Origin of the sequence: Rhizobium sp. MHM7A (genome assembly GCF_005862215.1) — a bacterium.
Classification (GTDB): domain Bacteria; phylum Pseudomonadota; class Alphaproteobacteria; order Rhizobiales; family Rhizobiaceae; genus Rhizobium; species Rhizobium bangladeshense.
In genome coordinates, this window is record NZ_VCHT01000013.1 from 114,879 (window position 1) to 138,330 (window position 23,452).

At 61.0% G+C, this 23,452-nt stretch carries 24 protein-coding genes and 3 pseudogenes; 22 read left to right on the plus strand and 5 right to left on the minus strand.

What is annotated here, in order from left to right:
* Nucleotides 1-157 precede the first annotated feature (157 nt).
* Nucleotides 158-1,474: a plasmid replication protein RepC gene (gene repC, locus FFR93_RS31145; RefSeq protein ID WP_138396018.1), complete on the plus strand. Its 1,317-nt coding sequence runs from the start codon at nucleotides 158-160 to the stop codon at nucleotides 1,472-1,474.
* Nucleotides 1,475-1,548: 74 nt separating this feature from the next.
* Here the strand turns inward: repC and FFR93_RS31150 are convergent.
* Nucleotides 1,549-1,865: pseudogene (locus FFR93_RS31150) on the minus strand (type II toxin-antitoxin system RelE/ParE family toxin); the annotation flags it as partial.
* A gap of 4 nt (nucleotides 1,866-1,869) precedes the next feature.
* Nucleotides 1,870-2,152 (minus strand): annotated as a pseudogene (locus FFR93_RS31155) (type II toxin-antitoxin system Phd/YefM family antitoxin).
* 208 nt (nucleotides 2,153-2,360) lie between these two features.
* Here FFR93_RS31155 and FFR93_RS31160 point away from each other — a divergent pair.
* The 15 genes and pseudogenes from FFR93_RS31160 to FFR93_RS42090 form a co-directional block, all read left to right on the plus strand.
* Complete coding sequence (locus tag FFR93_RS31160; protein WP_064709349.1) at nucleotides 2,361-3,353, plus strand: LLM class flavin-dependent oxidoreductase; 993 nt, start codon at nucleotides 2,361-2,363, stop codon at nucleotides 3,351-3,353.
* 23 nt (nucleotides 3,354-3,376) lie between these two features.
* Nucleotides 3,377-4,726, plus strand: a complete 1,350-nt coding sequence (locus FFR93_RS31165; protein ID WP_138396019.1) for an LLM class flavin-dependent oxidoreductase — start codon at nucleotides 3,377-3,379, stop codon at nucleotides 4,724-4,726.
* A gap of 14 nt (nucleotides 4,727-4,740) precedes the next feature.
* Nucleotides 4,741-5,940, plus strand: coding sequence for a M20 aminoacylase family protein (locus FFR93_RS31170; RefSeq protein ID WP_138396020.1), 1,200 nt, complete (start codon nucleotides 4,741-4,743; stop codon nucleotides 5,938-5,940).
* Nucleotides 5,937-6,491, plus strand: a complete 555-nt coding sequence (locus tag FFR93_RS31175) for a GNAT family N-acetyltransferase (protein WP_138396021.1) — start codon at nucleotides 5,937-5,939, stop codon at nucleotides 6,489-6,491. Before FFR93_RS31170 ends, FFR93_RS31175 begins: the two co-directional genes overlap by 4 nt.
* Before the next feature lie 36 nt (nucleotides 6,492-6,527).
* Entirely contained in the window at nucleotides 6,528-8,303 is a 1,776-nt protein-coding gene (locus tag FFR93_RS41995) for an amino acid ABC transporter permease/ATP-binding protein (protein WP_138396022.1), read from the plus strand.
* Between the two features lie 90 nt (nucleotides 8,304-8,393).
* Nucleotides 8,394-9,338 (plus strand): ABC transporter substrate-binding protein, encoded by a 945-nt coding sequence (locus tag FFR93_RS31185; protein ID WP_138396023.1) that lies wholly within the window; start codon nucleotides 8,394-8,396, stop codon nucleotides 9,336-9,338.
* Between the two features lie 70 nt (nucleotides 9,339-9,408).
* Nucleotides 9,409-10,347, plus strand: a complete 939-nt coding sequence (locus FFR93_RS31190; RefSeq protein WP_138396024.1) for an ABC transporter substrate-binding protein — start codon at nucleotides 9,409-9,411, stop codon at nucleotides 10,345-10,347.
* 30 nt (nucleotides 10,348-10,377) lie between these two features.
* Entirely contained in the window at nucleotides 10,378-11,412 is a 1,035-nt protein-coding gene (locus tag FFR93_RS31195; RefSeq protein ID WP_138396025.1) for an LLM class flavin-dependent oxidoreductase, read from the plus strand.
* 54 nt (nucleotides 11,413-11,466) lie between these two features.
* Nucleotides 11,467-12,063, plus strand: coding sequence for a DsbA family protein (locus FFR93_RS31200; RefSeq protein ID WP_138396026.1), 597 nt, complete (start codon nucleotides 11,467-11,469; stop codon nucleotides 12,061-12,063).
* 121 nt (nucleotides 12,064-12,184) lie between these two features.
* Nucleotides 12,185-12,745 (plus strand): FMN reductase, encoded by a 561-nt coding sequence (gene msuE / locus FFR93_RS31205; protein ID WP_138396027.1) that lies wholly within the window; start codon nucleotides 12,185-12,187, stop codon nucleotides 12,743-12,745.
* Nucleotides 12,746-12,755: 10 nt separating this feature from the next.
* Nucleotides 12,756-12,953 carry a hypothetical protein gene (locus tag FFR93_RS31210; protein ID WP_138396028.1) on the plus strand — a complete coding sequence of 66 codons (198 nt, stop codon included), beginning with the start codon at nucleotides 12,756-12,758 and terminating at the stop codon, nucleotides 12,951-12,953.
* A gap of 108 nt (nucleotides 12,954-13,061) precedes the next feature.
* A complete protein-coding gene (locus FFR93_RS41080; protein ID WP_171049284.1) occupies nucleotides 13,062-13,238 on the plus strand; it encodes a hypothetical protein in 177 nt (58 codons plus the stop codon).
* Between the two features lie 161 nt (nucleotides 13,239-13,399).
* The gene (locus tag FFR93_RS31215) at nucleotides 13,400-13,981 is read left to right on the plus strand and encodes an alpha/beta hydrolase (RefSeq protein WP_138396029.1); all 582 of its coding nucleotides are present in this window, start codon (nucleotides 13,400-13,402) and stop codon (nucleotides 13,979-13,981) included.
* An 11-nt stretch (nucleotides 13,982-13,992) separates the two neighbouring features.
* The gene (locus FFR93_RS31220) at nucleotides 13,993-14,301 is read left to right on the plus strand and encodes a hypothetical protein (protein WP_138396030.1); all 309 of its coding nucleotides are present in this window, start codon (nucleotides 13,993-13,995) and stop codon (nucleotides 14,299-14,301) included.
* A gap of 38 nt (nucleotides 14,302-14,339) precedes the next feature.
* Nucleotides 14,340-14,417: pseudogene (locus tag FFR93_RS42090) on the plus strand (gamma-glutamylcyclotransferase); the annotation flags it as partial.
* A 27-nt stretch (nucleotides 14,418-14,444) separates the two neighbouring features.
* Here the strand turns inward: FFR93_RS42090 and FFR93_RS31230 are convergent.
* The 3 genes from FFR93_RS31230 to tauA are packed head-to-tail and all read right to left on the minus strand — an operon-like array spanning nucleotide 14,445 to nucleotide 17,154.
* Complete coding sequence (locus tag FFR93_RS31230; RefSeq protein ID WP_138396031.1) at nucleotides 14,445-15,299, minus strand: ABC transporter permease subunit; 855 nt, start codon at nucleotides 15,297-15,299, stop codon at nucleotides 14,445-14,447.
* Nucleotides 15,296-16,084: an ABC transporter ATP-binding protein gene (locus tag FFR93_RS31235; RefSeq protein WP_138396032.1), complete on the minus strand. Its 789-nt coding sequence runs from the start codon at nucleotides 16,082-16,084 to the stop codon at nucleotides 15,296-15,298. Before FFR93_RS31235 ends, FFR93_RS31230 begins: the two co-directional genes overlap by 4 nt.
* A gap of 56 nt (nucleotides 16,085-16,140) precedes the next feature.
* The gene (gene tauA / locus FFR93_RS31240; RefSeq protein WP_138396033.1) at nucleotides 16,141-17,154 is read right to left on the minus strand and encodes a taurine ABC transporter substrate-binding protein; all 1,014 of its coding nucleotides are present in this window, start codon (nucleotides 17,152-17,154) and stop codon (nucleotides 16,141-16,143) included.
* Between the two features lie 202 nt (nucleotides 17,155-17,356).
* Between tauA and FFR93_RS31245 the strand changes: the two genes are divergently transcribed.
* From FFR93_RS31245 to FFR93_RS31270, 6 genes are all read left to right on the plus strand, one after another.
* The gene (locus FFR93_RS31245; RefSeq protein ID WP_138396034.1) at nucleotides 17,357-18,727 is read left to right on the plus strand and encodes an FAD/NAD(P)-binding protein; all 1,371 of its coding nucleotides are present in this window, start codon (nucleotides 17,357-17,359) and stop codon (nucleotides 18,725-18,727) included.
* A gap of 148 nt (nucleotides 18,728-18,875) precedes the next feature.
* The gene (locus tag FFR93_RS31250) at nucleotides 18,876-19,571 is read left to right on the plus strand and encodes a GntR family transcriptional regulator (RefSeq protein WP_138396035.1); all 696 of its coding nucleotides are present in this window, start codon (nucleotides 18,876-18,878) and stop codon (nucleotides 19,569-19,571) included.
* Nucleotides 19,572-20,020: 449 nt separating this feature from the next.
* Nucleotides 20,021-20,623, plus strand: a complete 603-nt coding sequence (locus tag FFR93_RS31255) for an amino acid synthesis family protein (RefSeq protein ID WP_138396036.1) — start codon at nucleotides 20,021-20,023, stop codon at nucleotides 20,621-20,623.
* Nucleotides 20,624-20,638: 15 nt separating this feature from the next.
* Nucleotides 20,639-21,484: an alpha/beta fold hydrolase gene (locus tag FFR93_RS31260; protein WP_138396037.1), complete on the plus strand. Its 846-nt coding sequence runs from the start codon at nucleotides 20,639-20,641 to the stop codon at nucleotides 21,482-21,484.
* Nucleotides 21,481-22,416 (plus strand): flavin reductase family protein, encoded by a 936-nt coding sequence (locus FFR93_RS31265; RefSeq protein ID WP_138396038.1) that lies wholly within the window; start codon nucleotides 21,481-21,483, stop codon nucleotides 22,414-22,416. The genes FFR93_RS31260 and FFR93_RS31265 overlap by 4 nt, the downstream gene beginning before the upstream one ends.
* Entirely contained in the window at nucleotides 22,413-23,447 is a 1,035-nt protein-coding gene (locus FFR93_RS31270) for an LLM class flavin-dependent oxidoreductase (RefSeq protein WP_138396039.1), read from the plus strand. The genes FFR93_RS31265 and FFR93_RS31270 overlap by 4 nt, the downstream gene beginning before the upstream one ends.
* Nucleotides 23,448-23,452 lie beyond the last annotated feature (5 nt).

A 23,452-nucleotide genomic window follows, 5' to 3' on the forward strand; every position in this document is an offset into this window, starting at 1 on the left:
AACGCGCAAAAGAAAAAAGCCCCCGAACGTCACCGTCACGGAAGCTTTCCTCGTAGTCTTGAACACCTCCGAGAATCGCACTTCCGAGAATCGCTGTCAAGAGTCTTTGGCGCCGTTTTGGCGAGCGGATTTCTTTTGCCTCGTCGAGGTGGAAGATATGGAAACCGGAAGTATAACGACGCCTTTTGGGCGGCGGTCGATGACGCTTGGAATGCTCGCGAACCAGGTCATGGCGGCTGAGATCAAACCTGATCAGTCGGTCGACAAATGGAAACTGTTTCGTGCGCTGTGCGAAGCAAAGCCGCTGCTCGGCATCACCGACCGCGCGCTTGCGGTGCTCAATGCATTGTTGAGCTTCTATCCCAAGAACCAACTGAACCAGGAAAACGGCTTGATTGTCTTCCCGTCGAACATCCAGCTTTCGCTTCGAACGCATGGTATGGCCGAACAGACCGTGCGGCGTCACCTCGCCGCACTCGTCGAGGCGGGTCTTCTGCTGCGTAAGGACAGCCCCAACGGCAAACGGTATGTGCGCAGAGACAGGGCAGGGGAGGTCAACGAGGCCTTCGGCTTCTCGCTGGCGCCACTGCTTGCCCGCGCTGAGGAGATCGAGCAGCTGGCGGCCGAGGTGATGGCCGAACGGCTGCACGTCCAGAGGCTGCGGGAACGCATCACGCTTTGCCGCCGTGACGTCGCGAAGCTGATCGAAGCAGCCGTCGAAGAAGATGTTCCAGGGGATTGGCAGGGGTTGTATCTCGAGTTCCGTGCCCTGATCGAAGGCTTGCCGAGGTCTCCGACGACAGCACAGCTCGAAGGATTGCTGGATGAATTGAAGGTTCTGCGGGCGGACATCCTTAACCAGTTGGAAATTCGGCTTAAATCAACAAAACAGCGCGGCAATGCCCGTTATAACGAGCGTCACATACAGAATTCAAACCCCGACTCTACATCTGAACTTGAACCAAGCTTCGACACGAAGCAGGGAGCGATGCCGGAGCAAGACAACCAGCAAGAGGCCGTGACGCTGGAAGAGGGGAGGGGTGAAGCGGCGCATCCGAGCATGCAGAAGGGACAGAAGGGACAGAAGGGCCGACGGCCGGGCGACGGCGGTCATGGTGGCGGGCTGAAATCTTTCCCGCTCGGCTTGGTTCTGCAGGCCTGCCCTGAAATCCTTGCCTACGGCCCGAACGGTGTGATTCGCAATTGGCGCGACATGATGACCGCGGCCGTGACGGTTCGATCAATGCTCGGTGTCAGCCCGTCAGCCTATGAGGAGGCCGCGGCTGCGATGGGACCGGAAAATGCCGCAACGGTGATGGCATGTATCCTGGAGCGTGGCGGACATATCAATTCGGCCGGTGGTTATCTCCGCGACCTGACACGGCGAAGCGAAAAGGGAGAATTCGCGATCGGTCCGATGCTGATGGCGCTCTTGCGGGCCAATGCGCCGGCCGGCGCCCGAAAGGCTGGATAGATCTCCGGCGGCTGCTGCGGTCGGCTGGAGGCAGGCGAACCATGTCGAGACCGGAGAGGGGCGGTATGCCAATTTCAGCGGATAAGCCTTCGCTCCGGGAAGGCCTGCATGTCGCAGCGTCCGTCCGCCACGCAGTAGATGATGACGTCGTCGCCGATGATGCGGTAGATCATACGCCAGGGCTATGGTGCAGTTCCCGACACTCGGAGATGCCGATGCCCGCCAGTTCCTTCGGGATATTTCCGCGGGTGGGGAATTCTTCGAGATCGGCACAGGCGGTCTCGATTTCCGTCAGGAGGGGTTCCGCCGTCTCAGTGCCGTCGCGACTAGCGACGAAGACATAGAGATCCTCGACGTCGCGTTCCGCGTCTTCGGCGAAAAGGACACCGTAGGCATCAGGACCGGTTGTCGGCCAAGCGTCGGCGAATGCGCCCGAAAGATTCCGCGGCCGGGCGCAGCTTGCCTTCCTCGACCTGCCAATTGGTGAGCGCCAGCACCTTCAGAAGAGCCAACCTCTCCTGCGTTTCTTCATATTGGCCGATATCCTGAAGGATCGCCTTTGCCTCGCCGTGAAGGGTAATGACGACAGGTTGCGGGTTGTCCCTCAGGGGTCCGGACAATTTCGGGCGCGTGCGCCTTGAGATTGTTGATAGGCTTGACCTGTTCAGACAGCTTCATGCGGTGCTCCATTTCGACCAGAAGATAAATCATCAAATGGTCTGTTTGGAAGGGCGCGTCCGATCATCCCTGCATCCGGTGCCCACGTTCAGCCACGGCTGCTTTTTTCCCCTCAGCCTCTTCGAAAGAGAATGTCATTTCTTATAAGGAACATTGTCTACTGATTTAATAGAGTACTCATTGCAACCAGCGAGCGGACCGTGGCGTCATGACCTACCTCCTCAGCCTTCTCGACAAAAGCCCGATCGAGCAGGGCCTTTCCGCCGCCGATGCGCTGAGGGCGACGGTCAGGTTTGCCGCGCGGGCCGAGGAACTCGGCTATCACCGTTTCTGGGTCGCCGAACATCACAATATGTCCAACCTCGCGAGCTCGGCACCGGAGGCGCTGATCGCCTACCTTCTCGCCAGGACCTCGAAGATCCGTATCGGCTCTGGCGGCGTGATGCTGCAGCACTACAGCGCCTACAAGGTCGCCGAGACGTTCAATCTGTTAGCGTCGCTGGCGCCGGGGCGTGTCGATCTCGGCGTCGGCAAAGCGCCGGGCGGCTTTCCGCTTGCAACGCGCGCCCTGCAGCTTGCCGTCGATCCGTCCAGGAAGCCGGATTTTGCCGGCCAGCTTACCGATCTCAACACCTATCTCGCCGCTGATCCGAATTATGACGGCGCACGGGCGACTCCATTTCCGCCGACCCCTCCCGATCGGTTTCTGCTCGGCGCCAGCGTAGAGAGCGCCGAGCTCGCCGCCGAGAAGGGCTGGCAGCTCGTCTTTGCCGGGCACCTGAACGGCGATGCTGACAACCTGCGTAGGACTTTCGACGCCTATGAACGGGTGTCCGGCGGTCAGCGGCCGATCCTGGCGCTCGCAGCCTTTGCTGCCGAAAGCGAGGACTACGCCCGCCAGCGCGTCGCCGACCTGCGCATCGTCAAGGTGTTCCTGCCGGATGGTCAGACCGTCAATGTCGGCAGCGAGGAGCAGGCGGCCGAATTCGCCCGGCAGGCGGGTGTCACCGAGTACCGCACCGAGGAAAAGGTGCCGAGTGTGCTGCATGGCACTGCGAAGCAAATCCGTAAGGAGTTGGACGAACTTCACCGCCGCTACGGCGTCAACGAATTCGTTCTCGACACACCGGCGCTTTCAGCCGCCGAGCGCCTCGCTTCCATCGAGCTGCTCGCCGCCGAGCGGCTTTCTCTCGTCGCCTGACCGTTTCAAGAAGGATCGATCCCATGGCTCAGAAACACATTACGTTCGGCATCATGCTGCAGGGTCCAGGCGGCCATATGAATGCCTGGAAGCATCCGAGTGGACCGGCCGATGCCAGCGTCAACTTCGATTTCTTCGTTGAGACGGCGCGCAGGGCGGAAGCAGCCGGCATCGCTTTCGCCTTCGTCGCAGACGGTCTTTACATCAACGAGCAGTCGATCCCGCATTTCCTCAACCGCTTCGAGCCTATCGCGATCCTTTCGGCCCTCGCCGCTTCGACGTCCAGGATCGGGCTCGTCGGTACGGTCTCGACCTCCTACAGCGATCCCTTCACCATCGCCCGCCAGTTCGCCTCGATCGATCTCATCAGCGGCGGCAGGGCAGGGTGGAACGCGGTGACGTCACCGCTTGAGGGCTCGGGGCGCAATTACAATCGCGAGCATCCCGAGCACGAACTGCGCTACGAGATCGCCGAGGATTATATCGATGCGATCAAAGGCCTCTGGGATTCCTGGGACGACGATGCTTTTGTGCGCAATCGCGAGACCGGCGTCTTTGTTGACAAGACGAAGATGCATCGCCTTAACCACAAGGGTCGCTTCTTCCGAATCGAGGGGCCGCTGAATATCGGCCGCTCGAAGCAGGGCCAGCCCGTCATCTTCCAGGCAGGTGCTTCGGATTCCGGCATCAGGCTTGCCGGCAAGCACGCCGACGCCGTCTTCACCAATGGCGGGCCGTTCGAGGAGGCGCAAGCCTTCTACCGGCAGCTGAAGGACAGCGTGATCGCCCATGGGCGCAGTCCTGCCGAAGTTGGCATCTATCCCGGCATCGGGCCGATCGTCGGCGCGACGTCCGATGAGGCGGAAGCCAAGTACCAGGCGATCCGCAATCTCGTCACGATCGAGGAGGCGTTGCTTTATCTCGGCCGCTTCTTCGATCATCACGATTTCAGCGCCTATCCGCTCGACGAGCCGTTCCCCGAGCTTGGTGATATCGGCAGGAATAATTTCCGCGCCACCACCGATCGCATCAAAAGGACGGCGCGGGAAAGAGGGCTGACGCTCCGGCAGGTGGCGCTCGATTCGGCAACGCCGCGCACCGCCTTCATTGGCACCGCCGAGCATATCGCAGACGAGATCATCCGCTGGGTGGATCATGGCGCCGCCGACGGCTTCATCCTCGGCTTCCCAGTCATTGCCGAGGGCTTCGACGATTTTGCCCGATACGTCCTGCCGATCCTTACCGAGCGCGGTTATTTCGATCCCGTCCTCAAGGGCGAGACGCTGCGCGACCATCTCGGCCTGCCCTTCCGCCAAAGCCGCTATGCAACCCCTGCGGATGAGCTCGAACGCGGAAAGGCTGTCGGCGCCTGAGCCGGCGAATCGTCATGAACGTCATCGCTCAGAACCCGCGCAGCAACGATCCAGTCGAAAAGGGAATCGCCTGTTACCTCGATGAAATCATCGCGCTGCGCCACGATCTGCACCAATATCCCGAGCTGGCGTTCCAGGAGCTGAGGACCAGCAAGCTCGTGGCATCCCGGCTTTCCTCCTGGGGCTATGAGGTGGCGACGGGCATTGCCGGCACCGGCATCGTCGCCACCCTCAGGCGCGGGCCAGGCAAGAAGCGGATTGGTATCCGGGCGGATATGGACGCGCTGCCGATCGAGGAGGCCAGCAACCTTGCCTATGCCAGCAGCAATCCCGGCGTCATGCACGCCTGCGGCCATGACGGGCACACCTCGATCCTGCTTGCCGCCGCCCGTTATCTCGCGGAAAGCGGCAATTTCAGCGGCACGCTCAGGCTGATCTTCCAGCCGGCCGAAGAAATCGGTGCAGGCGCCCGCAAAATGATCTCGGAAGGGTTGTTCGAACGATTTCCCGTCGATGCGGTCTTCGGGTTGCACAACTGGCCGGGTGTATCGGCGGGTCAGTTCGGGTTCGTCACAGGTCCCGCCATGGCGTCGGTCGACCAGGCGGTGATCAGGATCCTTGGCAAGGGTGGCCACGGCGCCGAACCTCACCGGGCAGTCGATCCGGTCTTGGCATCGGCCTCCTTCATCACCGCCCTGCAAAGCGTCGTCTCGCGCAATGTTGATCCGCAGGACATGGCGGTCGCGACCGTTGGGTCGATCCATGCGGGCTCTGCCTCGAACGTGATCCCAGAAAGCGTGGAGATGAAGCTCACCATGCGGGCCTTCAGCGAACCGGTTCGCCGGCTGTTGCAGGAGCGCATTCCAGCCCTTGCGCGCGCCCAGGCCGAAAGCTTCGGCGCCGAGGCTGATGTGAATTACCGGCTCGGCTTTCCGGCACTGGTCAACCACGCCAAAGAAACGGCGTTTGCCCGCGACGTGGCCTATGACGCGCTCGGTCTTGCCGCAATCGAGAAGGATTTCCGGCCGAGAACCGCAAGCGAAGATTTCGCCTTCATGCTGCAGGCCAATCCCGGCAGCTACCTTTTCGTGGGCAATGGCGACAGCGCTCCTCTTCACAGCGCCCACTACGATTTCAACGACGCGATCATCGCGCCGGCCGCCCGCTACTGGGTCCGGCTCGCAGAGACCTTCCTCACTGAAGACGATGGGTGATGAACGATATGAGCGATACGTTTCTCTATACGACCCCTCTCGATCCCCGCGCCCGGCCATTGATCGATGAGCTGATCCACGAATATGACAGCCGCTACGGCACCTACTTCAATGCCGAAGGGGCGGCAGCCGAATTGAATCGCTATCCCCCGGAAGCCTTCGCTCCGCCTCGCGGCAATTTCCTGCTGCTGATCCGAGACGGCGAAACCATCGGCGGCGGCGCCTTCAGGCACTACGACGATCGCACTGCCGAGTTCAAACGCATCTGGACACGTTCTGATCTGCGCCGCCAGGGGCTTGCCCGCAAGGTTCTGGTGGAGCTGGAGGCTCAGGCCGCCCGCCAAGGTTATAGCAGGATCTATCTGACGACCGGTTTCCGCCAGCCCGAGGCCGTCGGCCTTTATCTGAATTACGGCTACACCGCCCTCTTCGACACGGCTGCCGATCCCGAGATCTACAAGAGCCTGCCTTTCGAGAAGGACATCACTCATCTCACGGCGGCGGTTTTTGAAAGCGAGCCGCGCCTGAAGGTGGCCGCCGCAAATCTCTGAAACGGCAAGACCGACAGTCATAAAAGGGAAACAGAAATGGCACTGACTACGGATTTTGCGGGCCTTGAGCCCGGCAGCAGGACGGCGGAACCCAGACAGGACTACTCCCGCTACCGCATCGTTCCGGCGCGCCATCCCGAGCGGCTGGCGGGCACGATATTCGCCGTCGTCGTCATCGTTGCCGTGCTCTATTCCACCTTCACCAATCCACGTTGGGGTTGGAGCGTCTTTGCCGAATGGTTCTTCGCCGAGCCGGTGCTCGTCGGCCTTGGCAGGACGCTGCTCCTGACCGCGCTCGCGGCCGTTTCGGGTTCCATCCTCGGAACGGCTCTGGCGCTTGCCCGGGTTTCCAAGTCACCGCTGCTGTCGGGCCTTTCCTGGGGCTATATCTGGCTGCTTCGTTCTATCCCTATGATCGTGCTGCTGTTGATATTGAACAATCTCGGCTATCTCTACGAAACGATCAGGATCGGCATTCCCTTCACCGACACGGTTTTGTTCGATTACCCCACGGTGCAACTGCTGACGCCCTTCGCCGCCGCCTATCTCGGCCTCACACTCAACCAGTCGGCCTTCTTCGCCGAGATCGTCCGCGGCGGCATTCTGTCGGTGGATCATGGGCAGCTGGAGGCCGCAGCCGCGCTCGGTCTGCCACGCCGCCGCCAGGCCTTCCGCATCGTGCTGCCGCAGGCCATGCGCTCCATTTTGCCGACGGGTTTCAATGAGCTCATTGGATTGGCCAAGAGTACCTCCGTCGTCTATGTGCTGGCGTTGCCGGAGCTCTTTTACACGGTACAGGTGATCTACCGCCGCAATCTCGAAGTCATCCCGCTGCTGATGGTCGCAACGGTCTGGTATCTGATCATCATGACCGTGCTGTCGGTCGCCCAGCACTATATCGAGCGCTATTTCTCCAAGGGTGCCGTGCGCAATCCGACGCCGCTGCCCTTCCAGGTATTCCTGGAGCGCTTCCGCCGCCCGCTGCCGGCTCTCCATAACCCGACCGATAAAGCGCGCAATCTCGGTTTCCACGATGCTACGGCCTTGCGGACAGGCGGTGCGGTACGCATCCACGCCATCTCCAAAAGCTTTGGGTCGCTGAAGGTGCTTGATGATGTCGAGCTCAGCCTGCCGGCCGGCAGCGTGACTGCCATCCTCGGCCCCTCCGGTTCGGGAAAATCGACTCTGCTACGCTCGATCAACCACCTGGAACGTGTCGACGAGGGCTTCATCTCGGTCGACGGCGATTTCGTCGGCTACAGCAGGAAGGGCGATACGCTCTATGAACTCAAGGAGAAGGATATTCTCAGGCGTCGCGCCGATATTGGCATGGTCTTCCAGAGCTTCAATCTCTTCCCGCATCTGACCGTGCTCGAAAACCTCATCGAGGCGCCGATCCAGGTCCGCGGCGTCGGCCGCGAGGAAGCGGTGCAATTGGCGCAGGAACTTCTTGCCCGTATCGGCCTCAGCGACAAGATCAACGCCTATCCGCGCCAGCTCTCCGGCGGCCAGCAGCAGCGCGTCGCGATCGCTCGCGCACTGGCGCTCCGCCCCAAGGTGCTGCTCTTTGATGAGCCGACCTCCGCGCTCGATCCCGAACTCGTCGGCGAAGTGCTCGATGTCATCAAGGAGCTCGCGCGCACCGGCACGACGCTCGTCATCGTCACCCATGAAATCGGGTTTGCCCGCGAGGTCGCCGACACCGTCGTCTTCATGGAAAGCGGCCGCATTCTGGAAGCAGGCCCGCCGGCCCGGATTTTCACGCAGGCCGAGCATCCTCGCACACGCGAATTCCTCGCCAAGGTTCTCTAGCGCCGGCAGCGCTGGTGAATGCCGGGCCGCAACGTGCTGCTCCGGCCGAATGACAACAAGCACAATCTTAAGATGAAACGGAGAAGGGGCATGACATTTACAGATAGAGCAAGGCTTCTGATAGCGGGAGCCGTGACCGTTGGCGCAATCGGTTTCGGTTCCGCTCAGGCGCAGCAGAAGTTCGATCTCAGCCCGGAACAGCCGAACCGGCTGCGGGTGGAAAAGAACGAGAAGCGTATTGCCGAAGTCAAGGACTTCAACTTCGTTGAAAACGGTATTTTCACCGTTGGTATCAGTTCGAGCGGCAATCTGCCTCTGCATGATTACGCTTCCGATTCCAAGACGGTGATCGGTTACGACGTCGATCTGGCACAGGCGATCGCGGATAGCCTGGATCTGAAGCTCAATCTGGTTTCCGTCGCATGGGCCGATTGGCCGCTTGGGCTGACGTCCGGCAAGTTCGATGCGGTTATTTCGAACGTGACCGTTACCGAAGAGCGCAAGGAAAAATTCGATTTCTCGACCTACCGCAAAGACGAGCTCGGCTTCTACGTCAGGGCTGACAACCCGATCACGGCGATCAAGGAGCCGAAGGATATTGCGGGCCTGAAGGTCATCACCGATGCCGGCACCAACCAGGAGAAGATCCTGCTCGAATGGGATCGGCGGAATGTCGCGGCTGGCCTGAAGCCGATCGAGATACAGTATTACGACGACGACGCGGTCAAGGATCTCGCCGTCCAGTCCGGCAGGGCCGACGCGGTCTTCAGTGTCAACGCCACCCAAGCCTATGCGGCCGGGATCAATGGCAAGACCAAGCTCGTCGGCACGGTCAGCGGCGGTTGGCCGATCACCGCCGAAATCGCGGTGACCACGCGAAAGGGAAGCGGGCTTGCCGCGCCGGTCACCAATGTCGTCAATGATCTGATCGCCAGCGGCGCCTACAGCAAGATCCTCGATAGCTGGAATCTCGGTCCCGAGGCAATTGAAAAGGCCCAGACAAACCCGCCCGGCTTGCCGAAGAGCGGTTCGTAAGCTCGCGGGACGGACTGGTGTTCAGGCCGGGCCGTCCCTGCTTTTCAACGCAAACGGAGACATACCGAACGTGACGGCCTTTTCCGATATTCGCACCTTCTTCTTCGCAGCGCTGACGGCAGCCTTGACCGGCGTCGGTGCAGCCCATGCGGCAGATGATTTCGACTTGAGCCCGCAACAGCCGGCCAGACTCCATGCGGCCAGGAACGATGCCGCCGTCGCCGCGATCCCGAAGGATTTCAAATTTGTCACGCCGGGCAAATTCACCATCGCCGTCAGCCCCGGCGGCCCTCCGCTTGCCACCTATGCCACCGACGCCAAAACCGTGGTCGGGGCGGACCCCGACTATGCCTATGCCATCGCCGACAGCCTCGGCCTGACGCTGGAGATCGTTCCCGTCGCCTGGATCGACTGGCCGCTCGGCCTCACTTCGGGCAAATACGACGCCGTCATCTCCAATGTCGGCGTTACCGAGCAGCGTAAGGAGAAGTTCGATTTCTCCACTTATCGCCAGGGCCTGCATGGTTGCTTCGTAAAGTCAGATAGTTCCATCACCTCGATCAAGGAGCCGAGGGACGCGGCAGGCCTCAGGGTCATCGTCGGTGCGGGCACTAACCAGGAGCGCATCCTGGTGAAGTGGAGCGAAGAGGATGTCGCCGCAGGCCTGAAGCCGATCGAGCTGCAATATTACGACGACGAGGCGGCAAGTCTTCTCGCGCTGCGTTCCGGCCGGGCCGATGTCATCGTCCAGCCGCACGCCCAGCTCGTTTTCATCGCCGCGCGAGACAAGAACATCAAGCGCGTCGGGACGCTGAGCGCCGGCTGGCCTGATCGTTCAGACGTCGCCATCGCCACGCGCAAGGGAAGCGGGCTCGCCGATGCACTGACGATCGCCACCAACGGCCTGATCAAGGACGGCACCTACGCCAAGATCCTCCAGCATTGGCATCTCTCCGAAGAAGCCTTGCCGGCATCCGAGACCAACCCGCCCGGCTTGCCGAAATACTGATCATCGGATGGCACGAGTGCAAGGGATGACATGAGCGGGCGCAATATATCCATCAGCCATATCGGCTTTCTCACCCCCGGCAATTATCCCGACGGCGATCCGCTGTCGGGATTGGAGCAGACGCTCCAGCAATTGCAATATGGCGAGGAACTGGGCTTCGAGAGCGCCTGGGTCCGCCAGCGGCACCTGGAGCCGGGAATTTCCTCGGCGAGCGCCTTCCTGGCGGCGGCCACGCAGCGTACCAGCCGGATCGAGCTCGGAACGGCGGTCATCCCGATCGGCTATGAAAGCCCTTATCGGCTGGCCGAAGACCTGGCCACGGTCGATGTTCTCTCGCGCGGACGGCTGAACATCGGCGTCAGCGCCGGCCGGCCGCTGCATGCTGAGCTGATTGGCCCGCTTGCCTTCGACGGGGACTGGACCAGCCATGACTTCTCGCATACGCGCGTGCTGCGCTTTGCCGACAATCTGCGCTGCAGCTATCTGGGCGACGAACAGACATTCGTCGAGACGCCCTTCGGCCCGCAGCGGCCGCGTCTGCAGCCTTTTGCCAAAGGCCTGGTCGACCGGATCTGGTATGGCGGCGGCTCACAGCGATCGGCCGAATGGGCTGGCAGCAACGGTTTCAATCTATTGACGGGGAACGTGATAACGGGGGAGGGAACCGACGACTTCTTCGTCGCCCAATCCAGACTCATCAATACCTACCGCGGCTCCGGAACTGAGCGCCGTATCGCACTCGGCCGAGTCATAGTGCCGTTCGACAGCGCCGATTCGGCAACGCGCCGCCGCTACCGTGATTACGCCGACGGCCGTCATGGGCGGACGCTCTCGCCGCAGGGCGAGCGGCGCACCCTGTTCGCTAGAGATATCGTCGGCACGTCTGACGAGATATTGGAACGGCTTTTTTCCGATCCGGTCCTGCCGGAGGTCAGCGAATTGAGGCTGGAACTCCCTTACGAGTTCGAGGACGAGCAATATCGCCAGATTCTCCACGACTTCGTGACGTCAATCGCACCCGAACTCGGATGGAAAGCGCAACCCGGAATTCGGGCCGCTTCCTGATTTGATCGCCAACAATCGGCCCCAGAACAATCGCTCTACGAGGAACATTCATCAGTGACGAAAACGGTAGAATACTTCTTTTCGATTGGCTCGCCCTGGTCCTACATCGGCTTCGACGCCTTTACCGAACTGGCGGTGAAGAACGACGTGGTCATTACGCCCTATCTGACGACAGTGGTCGAAGAAAACGGCGGCATATTCTCGCGCAACCGGCCGGAAATCCGCCGCGCCTACTGGACGCGGGACCTCAAACGCTGGGCGCGCGTGCGAGGCAAGCAGTTGCGGCTCGAAGACCGTCCCGAGCTCAGCGATCCCACGCCAGCGTCCCTCTTCGTGATCGCGGCCTATCTTGACGGACAGGATTGGATCGGCGTCGCCCGTGCCCTGCAGCATGCTTTCTGGAGCGAGGCGAAGGATATCGGCAAGCCCGAAGTGCGTGAGGCGGTCGTTAACGCCGCCGGTCTTGATGGCGCCGTGCTACTCAGACGACAAGCCGATGACGATGTTCAGAACAAGTGGTCAGCCGATCGCGTTCACGCGCGCGACAGCGGCGTCTTCGGTTTTCCCACCTACGTCTATGACAGCGAACTCTACTGGGGACAGGACAATCTGCCCTTCCTCGAACGTCATCTCGGCGGCGACAGGCCTTAGGCGCAATCAACAGGGGCGAAGACGAATATTTTTTCACCCAGGTGAGCAAGGAGAGGCGCCTATTTCTTTAATCTATTATTTTTGTAGACAATAGTTGAAGCAATCAAAGAGAGGAAAACTGATGTCAGGTTTCAAACTCGTCGGCATTGCTGGCAGCTTCAATCGTCCATCGAAGACACTGGCCCTCATCCGGCACGTCGCCGAACTTGCGAGCGATCGATACGGCTTTACGAGCAAGACTTATGATCTGCATGATGTCGGTCCGTCGCTGGGAAGCTCCTTATGGCGCAAGGACCTCGATGAGCAGGCGCGGCGCGTCGTCGACGAGATCGTCCACGCCGATGCCCTGATCATCGGCTCGCCAACATACAAGGGCTCCTATCCCGGCCATTTCAAGCACCTCATCGATCTGATCGATCCTGGGGAATTGCGCGGCAAGCCGATCATCATCACGGCCACGGGTGGCGGTGACCGGCATGCGCTGATGGTCGAGCATCAGCTTCGGCCGCTATTCGGCTTCTTCATGGCCCATACGTTGCCGACTGCCGTTTACGCTTCCGATCGCGATTTTACCGACTACACGATCTCTTCGGATGCGCTTTCGAACCGTATCGGCGAAGTGGTCGGGGAATTGGCGGCATTCTTCCCGGAGGTAAAGCCGGCACTCGCGGCGGCCGAATAGGATCGTCGTCATGGTCAGGTTTCAGGACGTATCGGCCGACGATGCGGAAAAGCCCGAAGCAGGCGAGCAGATGTGGAGCGTCTTTGAATTCGCACGGCGATATCGCCTTGCCAAGCGGGAAGAGAACCGACTGCTGATGCTCTACGGACCGACCGCATCGCTTCGCGATCTTCTTGCCAATGCGCGACGCCATTCGCTGATTTCCTGATGCAGGTTACCTGGGCGGGCGCGAACAAAAACCTGAGGCGCGCCACTCGAGTTAATTTGGTGCGACGCGCTTCAGCCGAAGAAAATCGGTTCCGGACAGGAGTTTCGCATGAAGCTTGATTTCCAATCCTGGCTGAAGCTCGCGATCGGCCGCTTTCTTGATCTAAAGCAGGCGGCTGCGCGCAAGCCCGCAAACGAGTTGCTCACTCGCGACGAAGAGCGGGACTGGTCTGCGCGCGAATACGAACTTCATTATTGGGGCGCGACGCCCGGCCTTTGGTATTAGGGAGGTGGCGTAATGGCGATCGTCGTTGAACCCGGCCTCGGTCGGCATCGTGCGAAAAGAGCAACGGGCAGCATCATGTCGCAATTCCGGCATGCCGCCGGAATTTGCACGATCACGGGCTCCTTCATTTTCCTGTTCGCTGTGGTGATCGGGTTGATCCGATGAAAGAAGTACTTATCCTTCCCGGGCTTTTCGGCTCGGGAGAGGGACACTGGCAACGGCACTGGCTGCAGGATCAGCCCGACAGTCGTTGCGTCATCCAGGACGACTGGGATCATCCGCACGTCGACAAGTGGTTGTTTCGGCTGGAAAACGCGCTCGAAGAGGCTGGTGAGGCCTATCTGGTCGCCCATAGTCTCGGATGCCTGCTGGCTGCCCGGCTCGCCGGCCGGAGCGTTGCGCGCCGCGTAAAAGGAGCCCTGCTCGTTGCGCCATGCGACCTGCCGATTACCGAAGCCCTGCATCCCGGACAAATCTCCTTCGGCGATATGCCGACGGCGCCTCTGCCTTTTCCGAGCATCGTCGTCGGCAGCATGAACGACGCCTATATGAGCGTCGACCGCCTGGCCCTGTTCGGCCGGCTGTGGAACGCCGAGACCCGGAATATCGGGCTCGCCGGCCACATCAACATCGCCAGCGGTTTCGGACGCTGGCGCAACGGCTACCGGCTGCTGGAGGCCTTGAAGACGCGATCGGGCGCTCGAAAGCGCTCCGTTTCCATGCCGCCGGCTTTTGCGATGTGAGTGGAAGCGCAATGTCCGACATCGTCGCCGATCTCCTGCGCCTGAGCGAAGACCCGAATGCCGACCCGAGAAGCAGGCGCCGCCAGACAATGGATCGCTTGGTGCAGGCGCTGCTTGCCATTGCCGATAGCCAATTCGGACCGGATGATGCGCAGAACCGCCATTCGATCAGCCATTTGACGGCGATCATCCGCGATATGACCGGGCGGATCGTCGATGCCGACGATGCGACGTTTTCGGCAATCGTCAGGGAGGCCGCGATGCTGATCCGCAGCCTGCAACGGCGCAGGGCCGATGTGGCCAGGTTTACGGTGCATTGAAGGTGACTGTTATGCGGGAGCACCAGCGGGCGGCGATCCTATGGCGGCTTCAGAAGCTGGTTGCGGACGAACTTGTCGCCATACATGGGCTGACCGAGGCAGCAGGCAGTCATTGATATGGCTGCCTGCTGCCTGCCATTCGGTCAGAGCTTGCCTTTCCACGGAACGAGGAAGACCTCGAGGAAGCGGACGGCGGCCGAAAAAGTGAAGGCTGAGATTGCGATGATGGCGATCCCGACGAAGACGACGTCGGTCGCCAGAAACTGCGAAGCCGACATGATCATGAAGCCGATCCCCCGGGTGGAGGCGATCAGTTCGGCCGCAACCAGCGTGCTCCAGCCGACAGCGAGGGCGATGCGGATGCCGGTGAGGATCTCGGGCAGGGCCGAGGGCAGGACGATGTCGAGGAAGAGCTGCAGCCGGCTTGCTCCGAGCGAACGGGCGGCATTGACGCGCTCGATCGGCAACGAACGAACGCCGGCCTGGGCGGAAAGGCAGATCGGCGCGAACATCGCAAGCACGAGCAGCGTGATCTTCGACGTCTCGCCGATGCCGAGCCAGATGATCATCAGCGGCAGGTAGGAGAGGGGCGGAAGCGGCCAGTAGAATTCGATCGGCGCGTCCAGCACACCTTTGGCCCAGCGGTTCAGGCCCATGAGCAATCCGAGCGGAACGCCGGCGGAGATGGCGATGAGGGCGGCAACCACGATGCGGAACAGACTTGCAGAGACATGCTCGCAAAGCGATGCCCCGGCATAACCGTTGCGATAAATGACGCCGATCTGCGTCAGCACCTCGTCCGGGCGCGGCAGAAACAGGTGCGGAACGACGCCGAGCGCGGCGACGAACCACCACAGCAGCAATATTGCTAGGGCGGTGGCGACGCTGATGGCCGCCGTCGACTTCTCGCCGGCGCCGAAGCCGGCCATTTTCACCAGCTTGACCTGGCGCTCCTCGGCGTCGGCTGCAATCGGCGGAGCCTGGGTTATATCGCTCATGCGACGCTCCTCAAATCTTCGGTGCTGTGGAGAATGGCGCGGATTTCCTCGCGCAGCTCGGCAAATTGCGGCGAGCTCTTGATCGCCCGGGCATCACCTGTATCGGCGAAGCGGCTGATGAAATCGAGATCGAAGCGCGCTACGACGCGCCCCGGCCGAGGTGACATGACGAGCACCTCAGTGCCGAGGAACAAGGCCTCTTCGATCGAATGCGTGATGAAGAAGACCTTCTTTGCCGTCTTATTCCAGACGGAAACCAGCAGTTCCTGCATCTGCTCACGGGTCAGGCTGTCGAGCGCGCCGAACGGCTCGTCCAGCAGCAGGATATCGGGATTGGTCGCCAGAGCCCGTGCGATGCCGACGCGCTGGCGCATGCCGCCCGACAGCTCGTAGGGAAAGGCGCCGGCGAATTCGTCGAGGCCGACGAGCCGGAGCAGTTCCAGGGCCTGCGCTTGCCGCTCTTTTCGGTTTATGCCGGCGAATTTCAGGCCTAGCGCGACATTGTCGATGACTGACTTCCAAGGCAGCAGCGAGTCCTTCTGGAAGACGACGCCACGATCGGCACCCGGTCGTTCGACGCTGCGGCCATCGAGCGTTATCCGGCCGTCGGACAGCGGAAGAAAACCGGCAATCGCGTTGAGAAGGGTTGATTTGCCGCAGCCCGAGGCTCCGAGTGCGACGACGAAACCGCGTTCGGGAATATCGAAAGACACGCGATCGAGCGCATGAACGGCCCGCCCGTCGCGGGCGGCGAAGAAAACGCTGGCGTGGTCGACTTTCAGCATATGGGAACTCGCAAGTTAGACGCCGGCGCGGCAAGCCACGCCGGCGTCGGGGAGGATCAGTTGCTGACGCCGGCGAGTGCGTCGGCGGTGACGAAGCTTCCGTAATTGTCCAGCACGCCGGACACCTTGCCCTGTTCCTTCAGGAAGGATGCCGTGTCCTTGAGGATCTTGCCGGCGCCCGCCCTTTCTCCACCGCCGAGCCAGGCGTCCGATGCCTGGACTTCGGGAGTGAGCAGCGTCAGGTTCTTCAAGGCGGAGGCCTGCTGCTCGGGCGTTCCGCCGAGAAGTTTTGCGAGCGATTTGGCGTTGTCGCTGTCGGGACCCCAGGCGGACTTGTCCGCCGCGAAGGACGCGTAGAATTTGGTGACGACCGAGGCGAAGCCCTTGAGGAATTCCGGATTGTCGGCGGCGAATTTGGACGTTGCAACCCAGGCCGAGAAGGTCGGCGCACCCTTGTCTGCCACGTCCTTGGACGTCACGAGGACTTTGCCGTTCTTCTTGAGTTCGGTCAGCGCCGGATCCCAGACGAAGCCGCCGTCGATATCGCCGCGGTTAAAGCTTGCGACGATCTCAGGCTGGGGGATTGCAAAGACCTGGACGTCCTTTTCCGTCAGGCCCAGCGATTTGATCAGCGCCAGCAGCTGATAGTGGTCGGTCGACACGGGCGCGGCGGCAAGCTTTTTGCCCTTCAGATCATTCAGGCTTTCGATGCCGGTGCCGTTGCGGACGACGAGAGCTTCGTCGATGCCCGAGATGGAGGCGAGGTAGAAGGCCTTGACCTCCAGTCCGCGTGATACCGCAGCCGCAAACGGGCTGGAGCCGACATAGCCGACCTGGACATCGCCCGAGGCGATGGCCGCAAAAATCTCGGCTCCCGAATTGAACTTGCGGAAGTCGATCTCGTAACCGGTGGTCTTGGAAAATTCGCCATTGGCGATCGCGACCGAAGACGGCAGTGCATCGGTTTGATAGCCGACGACGACCTTTTTATCCGCCGCCTCGGCGACAACAGCCGCTGCAAGAGTTCCGACGCCGACGGCGATCGCGGCAATCAACTTTCTGAAATTCATCTCGAGCCCCTTTGTTCAGGGCCACATGCGGCCCTTGATCTCACCCTGAGAAGCGTAATGGTTGAGAATGGGCTAGCGGGAGAAATAACAAACTATATTTATAGACTATAGAGACATTTGTTTCCGCGATTCTGCCGCTTGCGCGGGTGGGGGAACGAGTGAGCGGCAAGAGCGAAGGTGACGGACCCTCAGGGAGAATGCATTGATATACGATGTTGTCGTGGTCGGTTCCGGTTTTTCGGCGATAGCCGTGACCTGCAATCTCATCGAGCAACTCCCAGCTTCGGCGACGGTTGCCGTCGTTGGCGACGACCCCGGCTTCGGCCGCGGGACGGCGTACCGGACAGAACTCTATCTCCACCGTCTCAACGTGCCTGCGGGCCGAATGAGCCTGATGCCGCATCGGCCCGACGACTTTGTCGACTGGCTGAAAAATCGCGGGCGGCGGCTGCAGTCCGGTGATTTCGCCTCGCGCAGCGATTACGGTCTTTATGTAAGGGATACGCTCGCGCAGCTGCTTCGAAGGCGCGACGGCCGCTGCCGGGTTGATTTCATCCGGGCCAAAGCTGCGGGATGCGTGGAACGTTACGCCAGCACTTTATCCTTCCATCTCGGCAATGGTGGCGAGATCGCCGGAAAGAACGTCGTGCTCTGCCTTGGCGTCGGCAACGCCAACCTGCCGGTCGAGCCAACAGGCGTGCCACTGCCGATGCGGTCGCGGATCATCGAGAACCCCTGGCGGCTCTCCTGGCTGAGACGCGTCGCATCGTCCGATACGGTTTGCATCCTTGGTTCCGGCCTGACGATGATCGATCAGGTTCTCGCGCTGCGTGCTCACGGCCATCGAGGCAGGATCGATGTGCTTTCGCGCCGCGGGCTCGCGCCGCTCGGGCACGCGAGGAGGCCGCCTTCGCCGCTGCCGATCGACGTTGCGTCACTCCCCGACACGGTCAGCGGCATATTGAAGAGCTTGCGGGAAAAGAGCGGGTTGGTCGACGACTGGCGAAGCGTGATGGATGGCCTGAGGCCTGTCACTCAGACTCTCTGGCAACGGCTTTCCGACATGGAGCGGGCTCGGTTCCTCAGGCATGCGCTTCCCTGGTGGAACATCCATCGTCACCGCGTCGCGCCTGACGTGTTCGACAGCTTCGACAAACTTGTCTCTGAAGGAACCGTGCGCTTCCATGCAGGCTTCCTGCAATCGCTCGGGGCCGAGGAGGGCAGGCTCGTTGCCGGATACAGGGTCAGGGCGACACCTGAGATCGCTGAGATCAGGCCGGATTGGCTGGTCAACTGTACGGGAATGGAGCGCGCAGGGATCAGCCATTCACCGCTTTTGAAGGAAATGCGCCGATTTCAGCTGATCGCCGCCGATCCTCTCGGTCTCGGAATCCAGGTGGATGCCGCTTCCGAGGTGATAGCCCCCTCCCGGATCTCGCCTGCCCGGCTGTTTGCCGTCGGCGCCTTGACGGCGGGGCAGTTCTGGGAAATTACCGCCGTCCCCGACATTCGGGTGCAGGCCAAGGCCGTAGTCGAAGCAATCGTTGCGCAGCGGCCGGCGCCCGAGGCCTAGACTTGTCGATCCCCAGGGCCGGTTCGGTGCTTGTTGAATTGCCGGCCGCCGCCAGCTACAGTGTCTGGTACGCCATAATACGATTCTTGAATTCGACTGCCGCGGCGAGCCTTGAGCATGCGAAGTCGGTCCAACACTGAGGTGCAGAATGAGCGGTGCTTTGAAGGACGCAGCAATCAGGGTCGAGCGTCCCGCAAAGACATTGCGGGAACTGGCACTCGACAAAGTCCGCGAAGCCATCGTTAACGGGTATTTCCGTCCCGGAGATCGTCTCGTCGAGCGCGACCTCTGCGCTCAGCTCGGTGTCAGCCGGACCGTTGTGCGCGAGGTTCTGAGGCATCTAGAATCGGAAGGGCTGGTCGCCAATTTGCCGAACAAGGGGCCGATCGTTGCACAGCTCGACATCGAGGAAGCCAAGCAGATCTATGAGATCCGCGGTGCGCTCGAGGGCATGGCGGCGCGGCTATGCGCGGAACGCAGCAGCCCCGAAATCGTCGCCGCACTGGAAGAATCGCTGGCGGGCATCCGCAACAGCTACCGCGACAATGATATGGCGGCTGTGCTGGCGAACACGTCTTCCTTCTATCAGACGCTGTTCACAATGGTCGACAGGCACGTCGCCTGGGGTGTCGTCAACCTCCTAACCGTGCGCATAAACCACTTGCGGTCGATGACGATCAAGACGGAAGGGCGCGGCGTCGAGGGACCGGCGCAGATGTCGAAGATCGTCGACGCCATCCGCCGCGGCGACGGCGAGGGCGCCTATCGGGCGGCGATGGATCATGTCGCCGCCGCCAGTGCGATTGCTGAAGCAGTGTTGTCGGCGAAGAAGCCTGCCGAATAAGGCCAAGTAGTCGCCGCCGCTTCCATTGGTGCCATCAATCACCCATCATCATGCCAATCACGATTCCGGTAAGTCGGCACTGCCCCGGCTTGACATACGAGTTTGTGCGATGTGATGGTATGCCATAATAAATAATATCAAAGGGGACATTTGTCAGAGCCTGGATCGTCCTGCCTCGGGTTCGTTGCGCCCGCGGGCGGGGCATTTGCAGGCTTTGTCAGCTGACAACAGTTGACGGAAATGAAGAGACTATTCCGGCTGGCTGAAGGTGTTCCGTGGGCAGCTTGGAAATGGGGACGTGGGTTACTCGGCGATCAATGTGGTGCCGGCGGAATCAATAACGTGTTGTTTTATAATGGAATTTATAAGATCGCCCTCGATCGCGTGACGAACTTGACTCTGCGATAATATGGTATACCATAATACTAACAATCGATCGAGGTATTCAGATGGGCATTCAAATTCGCAAGACCGGACTGCAGATCGAAACGACATTGATCGAGGGCGGCAAGGCCGCGGCCGTACCGTTGAAGCTCTTTTCCGCCTATGCTGTCGTAAACAACCCCTGGGCAGGGCGCGGTTTCGTCGAAGACCTCAAGCCGGAAATCCATGCGGGCGCTCCCGTTCTCGGTGAGTTGCTCACCAAGATGATCATTGACGCCGTCGGATCCGGCGATGCCGTCGAAGCTTACGGAAAGTCCGCCGTCGTTGGTCTGGACGGCGAGATCGAGCACGCATCCGCGCTCATCCACACACTGCGCTTCGGCAACTTCTATCGCCAGGCCGTCGGCGCCAAGTCGTATCTCGCCTTCTGCAATACGCGCGGCCCTGCCAATGCGCCGATCATGATCCCTCTGATGGACAAGAACGATGAAGGCCGCCGCTCGCACTACCTGACCATTCAGACCTCGATCCCCGACGCGCCTGCTGCCGATGAGATCGTCGTGGCTCTTGGCGCTTCGGTCGGCGGGCGTCCTCATCATCGTATCGGCGATCGCTACCAGGATCTCAAGGACCTGGGGCAGGACGTTGCCAATCCTGCGGGCGTTTGAGGGAGCGGCGCTCAGATGCTGACAGCCGGATCGACCACACGCACCGCTGCAGCAACGAAGGCCGCCGGTGCCTTGTCGCGAAAGAAGACGGCAGGCGGAACGGCCTATCACGAGGCTGGTAGCGGTGAGCCGCTGGTTCTCATTCACGGTGTCGGCATGCGGCTCGAAGCCTGGACTCCGCAGATTGCATTTCTGTCGGCGGGTCACCGCGTCATCGCCGTCGACATGCCGGGACACGGCGAGAGCGCAAAGCTGCCGGCGGGCAGCCGGCTCGAGGAATTCGTCGCCTGGTTCGGCCGCTTTCTCGACGAGATGGAAATCGAAACCGCAAATGTCGCGGGGCACTCGATGGGCGCGTTGGTCTCGGGAGGGGCGGCGGCGACCTTTGGCAAGCGTATCAGCCGTGTCGCTTACCTGAACGGTGTCTATCGCCGTGACCCGGAAGCCAAGGCCGCCGTCCTCGCGCGGGCTGCGGCCATTCCGGTCACGGGTGTCGACAAGGAAGGTCCCTTGGCCCGCTGGTTCGGCGATGACGCGGACAGCACCGTTGCGCGTGAATTGACACGAGAATGGCTGAACCTCGTTGATCCCCAAGGCTATGCCGTCGCCTACGCCGCCTTTGCGGGAGGGGACGAGACCTATGCAGACGGCTGGAAGGACGTGGCTGGTCCGGCGCTGTTTCTGACGGGATCCGACGATCCGAACTCGACGCCCCTGATGGCAACGCAGATGGCGGCGCTTGCGGGCCGAGGCTACGCCCGTATCGTCGAAGGCCATCGTCACATGGTGAACCTGACCGCGCCTGAAATCGTCAATTCGCTGCTCGCCGAGTGGCTGTCGTTCGGGGAGGATGAACGATGACAATCCAGACTGTCGACCCAAGGGCCTTGCGTGATGCATTCGGCGCTTTTCCCACAGGCGTGACCGTCGTCACCGCCTGCGATGGCGACGGAAATCCGATCGGCTTCACGGCTAACTCCTTCACCTCGGTTTCCCTCAATCCGCCATTGCTGCTTGTCTGCCTCGCCAAGACGTCGCGCAATTTCGCCATCATGACCGGCGCGCAGCATTTTGCGATCAACGTGCTGTCGGAAACGCAGAAGGACGTCTCGAACACCTTCGCGCGGCCGGTCGAAGACAGGTTTGCGGCGGTCGAGTGGAGCAAGGGATCAGCTGGCTGCCCGATCTTTTCGGACGTGGCGGCCTGGTTCGAATGCGCGATGGAAGAGGTCATCGAGGCCGGCGACCACGTCATTCTGTTGGGACGCATCGAAGCTTTCGACAATAGCGGCCGCAATGGTCTCGGCTATGCTCGTGGCGGCTATTTCACGCCGACGCTCGCAAGCAAAGCGGTTTCCGCTGCAGCCGAAGGCAATATCGAACTTGCGGCCGTCGTCGAACGCCGCGGAGAGGTTCTGCTCCTCGGCGTGGACGTGCTCGCTCTGCCGAGCATTGACGCTCATGACGGCAACCCGACCGAGGCGCTGGGAAAATACCTGGAGTCGCTGACCGGGCTGAAGATCAGCATCGGCTTTCTCTACTCGGTTTACGAGGGCAAGAGCGACGGCAAGCAGCACATCGTCTACCTCGCTGTCGCAGGCGATGGGGAGCCCGCCAGCGGCCGGTTTGTGAAACCCGACGCTTTGTCGGGCGCTCAATTCAAGACCAGCTCGACCGCCGATATCGTCAACCGTTTCGCGATGGAAAGTTCTATCGGCAATTTCGGCGTCTATTTCGGTGACGAGACCGGCGGCACCGTCCACCCCATTCCGGCCAAGGGTGCAAAAGCATGAAGTTCTCCCTCTTCGTCCATATGGAACGGCTCGACGCCAGCCAGAGCCACAAGAGCCTCTACGAGGAGTTCGTCGCGCTCTGCGAGATCGCCGACAAGGGCGGCATGCATGCGATCTGGACAGGAGAACACCATGGTATGGATTTCACCATCGCCCCCAATCCGTTCGTTACCATCGCCGATCTCGCGCGCCGCACATCACGGGCGCGGCTTGGAACGGGGACGGTGATTGCTCCCTTCTGGCATCCGATCAAGCTTGCCGGCGAAGCTGCCATGACCGATATCATCTGCGACGGCAGGCTCGATATCGGCATCGCGCGCGGCGCCTATTCCTTCGAATATGAACGCCTGCTGCCGGGTCTCGATGCCTGGGGTGCCGGCCAGCGCATGCGTGAGCTCATCCCAGCGGTCAAGGGCATATGGAAGGGCGACTATGCCCATGACGGAGAGTTCTTCAAGTTCCCCGCGACTACCTCGGCGCCGAAGCCGCTGCAGCAGCCGAACCCGCCGATCTGGGTTGCGGCGCGCGATCCGAACTCGCACGAATTTGCCGTCGCAAACGGTTGCAACGTTCAGGTTACCCCGCTCTGGCAGGGCGACGACGAGGTCCAGTCATTGATGGACCGCTTCAACGATGCCTGCGCCAAGAATCCCGATGTCGAGCGGCCGAAGATCATGCTGCTGCGCCACACCTATGTCGGCTCATCGGAAGAAGACGTCGCCCAGGCCGCCCATGAACTCAGCGTATATTACAACTACTTCTTCGCCTGGTTCAAGAATGAGAAGCCGGTCACTCAAGGCCTGATCGAGCGAATTCCGGACGAGCAGATCCGAGCGAACGCGATGCTTTCGGATCAGGTCATGCGCACCAACAATGTCGTTGGTAACGCCGAGACCGTCATCGGCAGGCTGAAGGCCTATGAAGCGCTCGGCTATGACGAGTATTCTTTCTGGATCGACACCGGCATGAGTTTCGAGCGCAAGAAGGCGTCACTCGAGCGCTTCATCGCCGAGGTCATGCCGGCATTTTAGGAGTA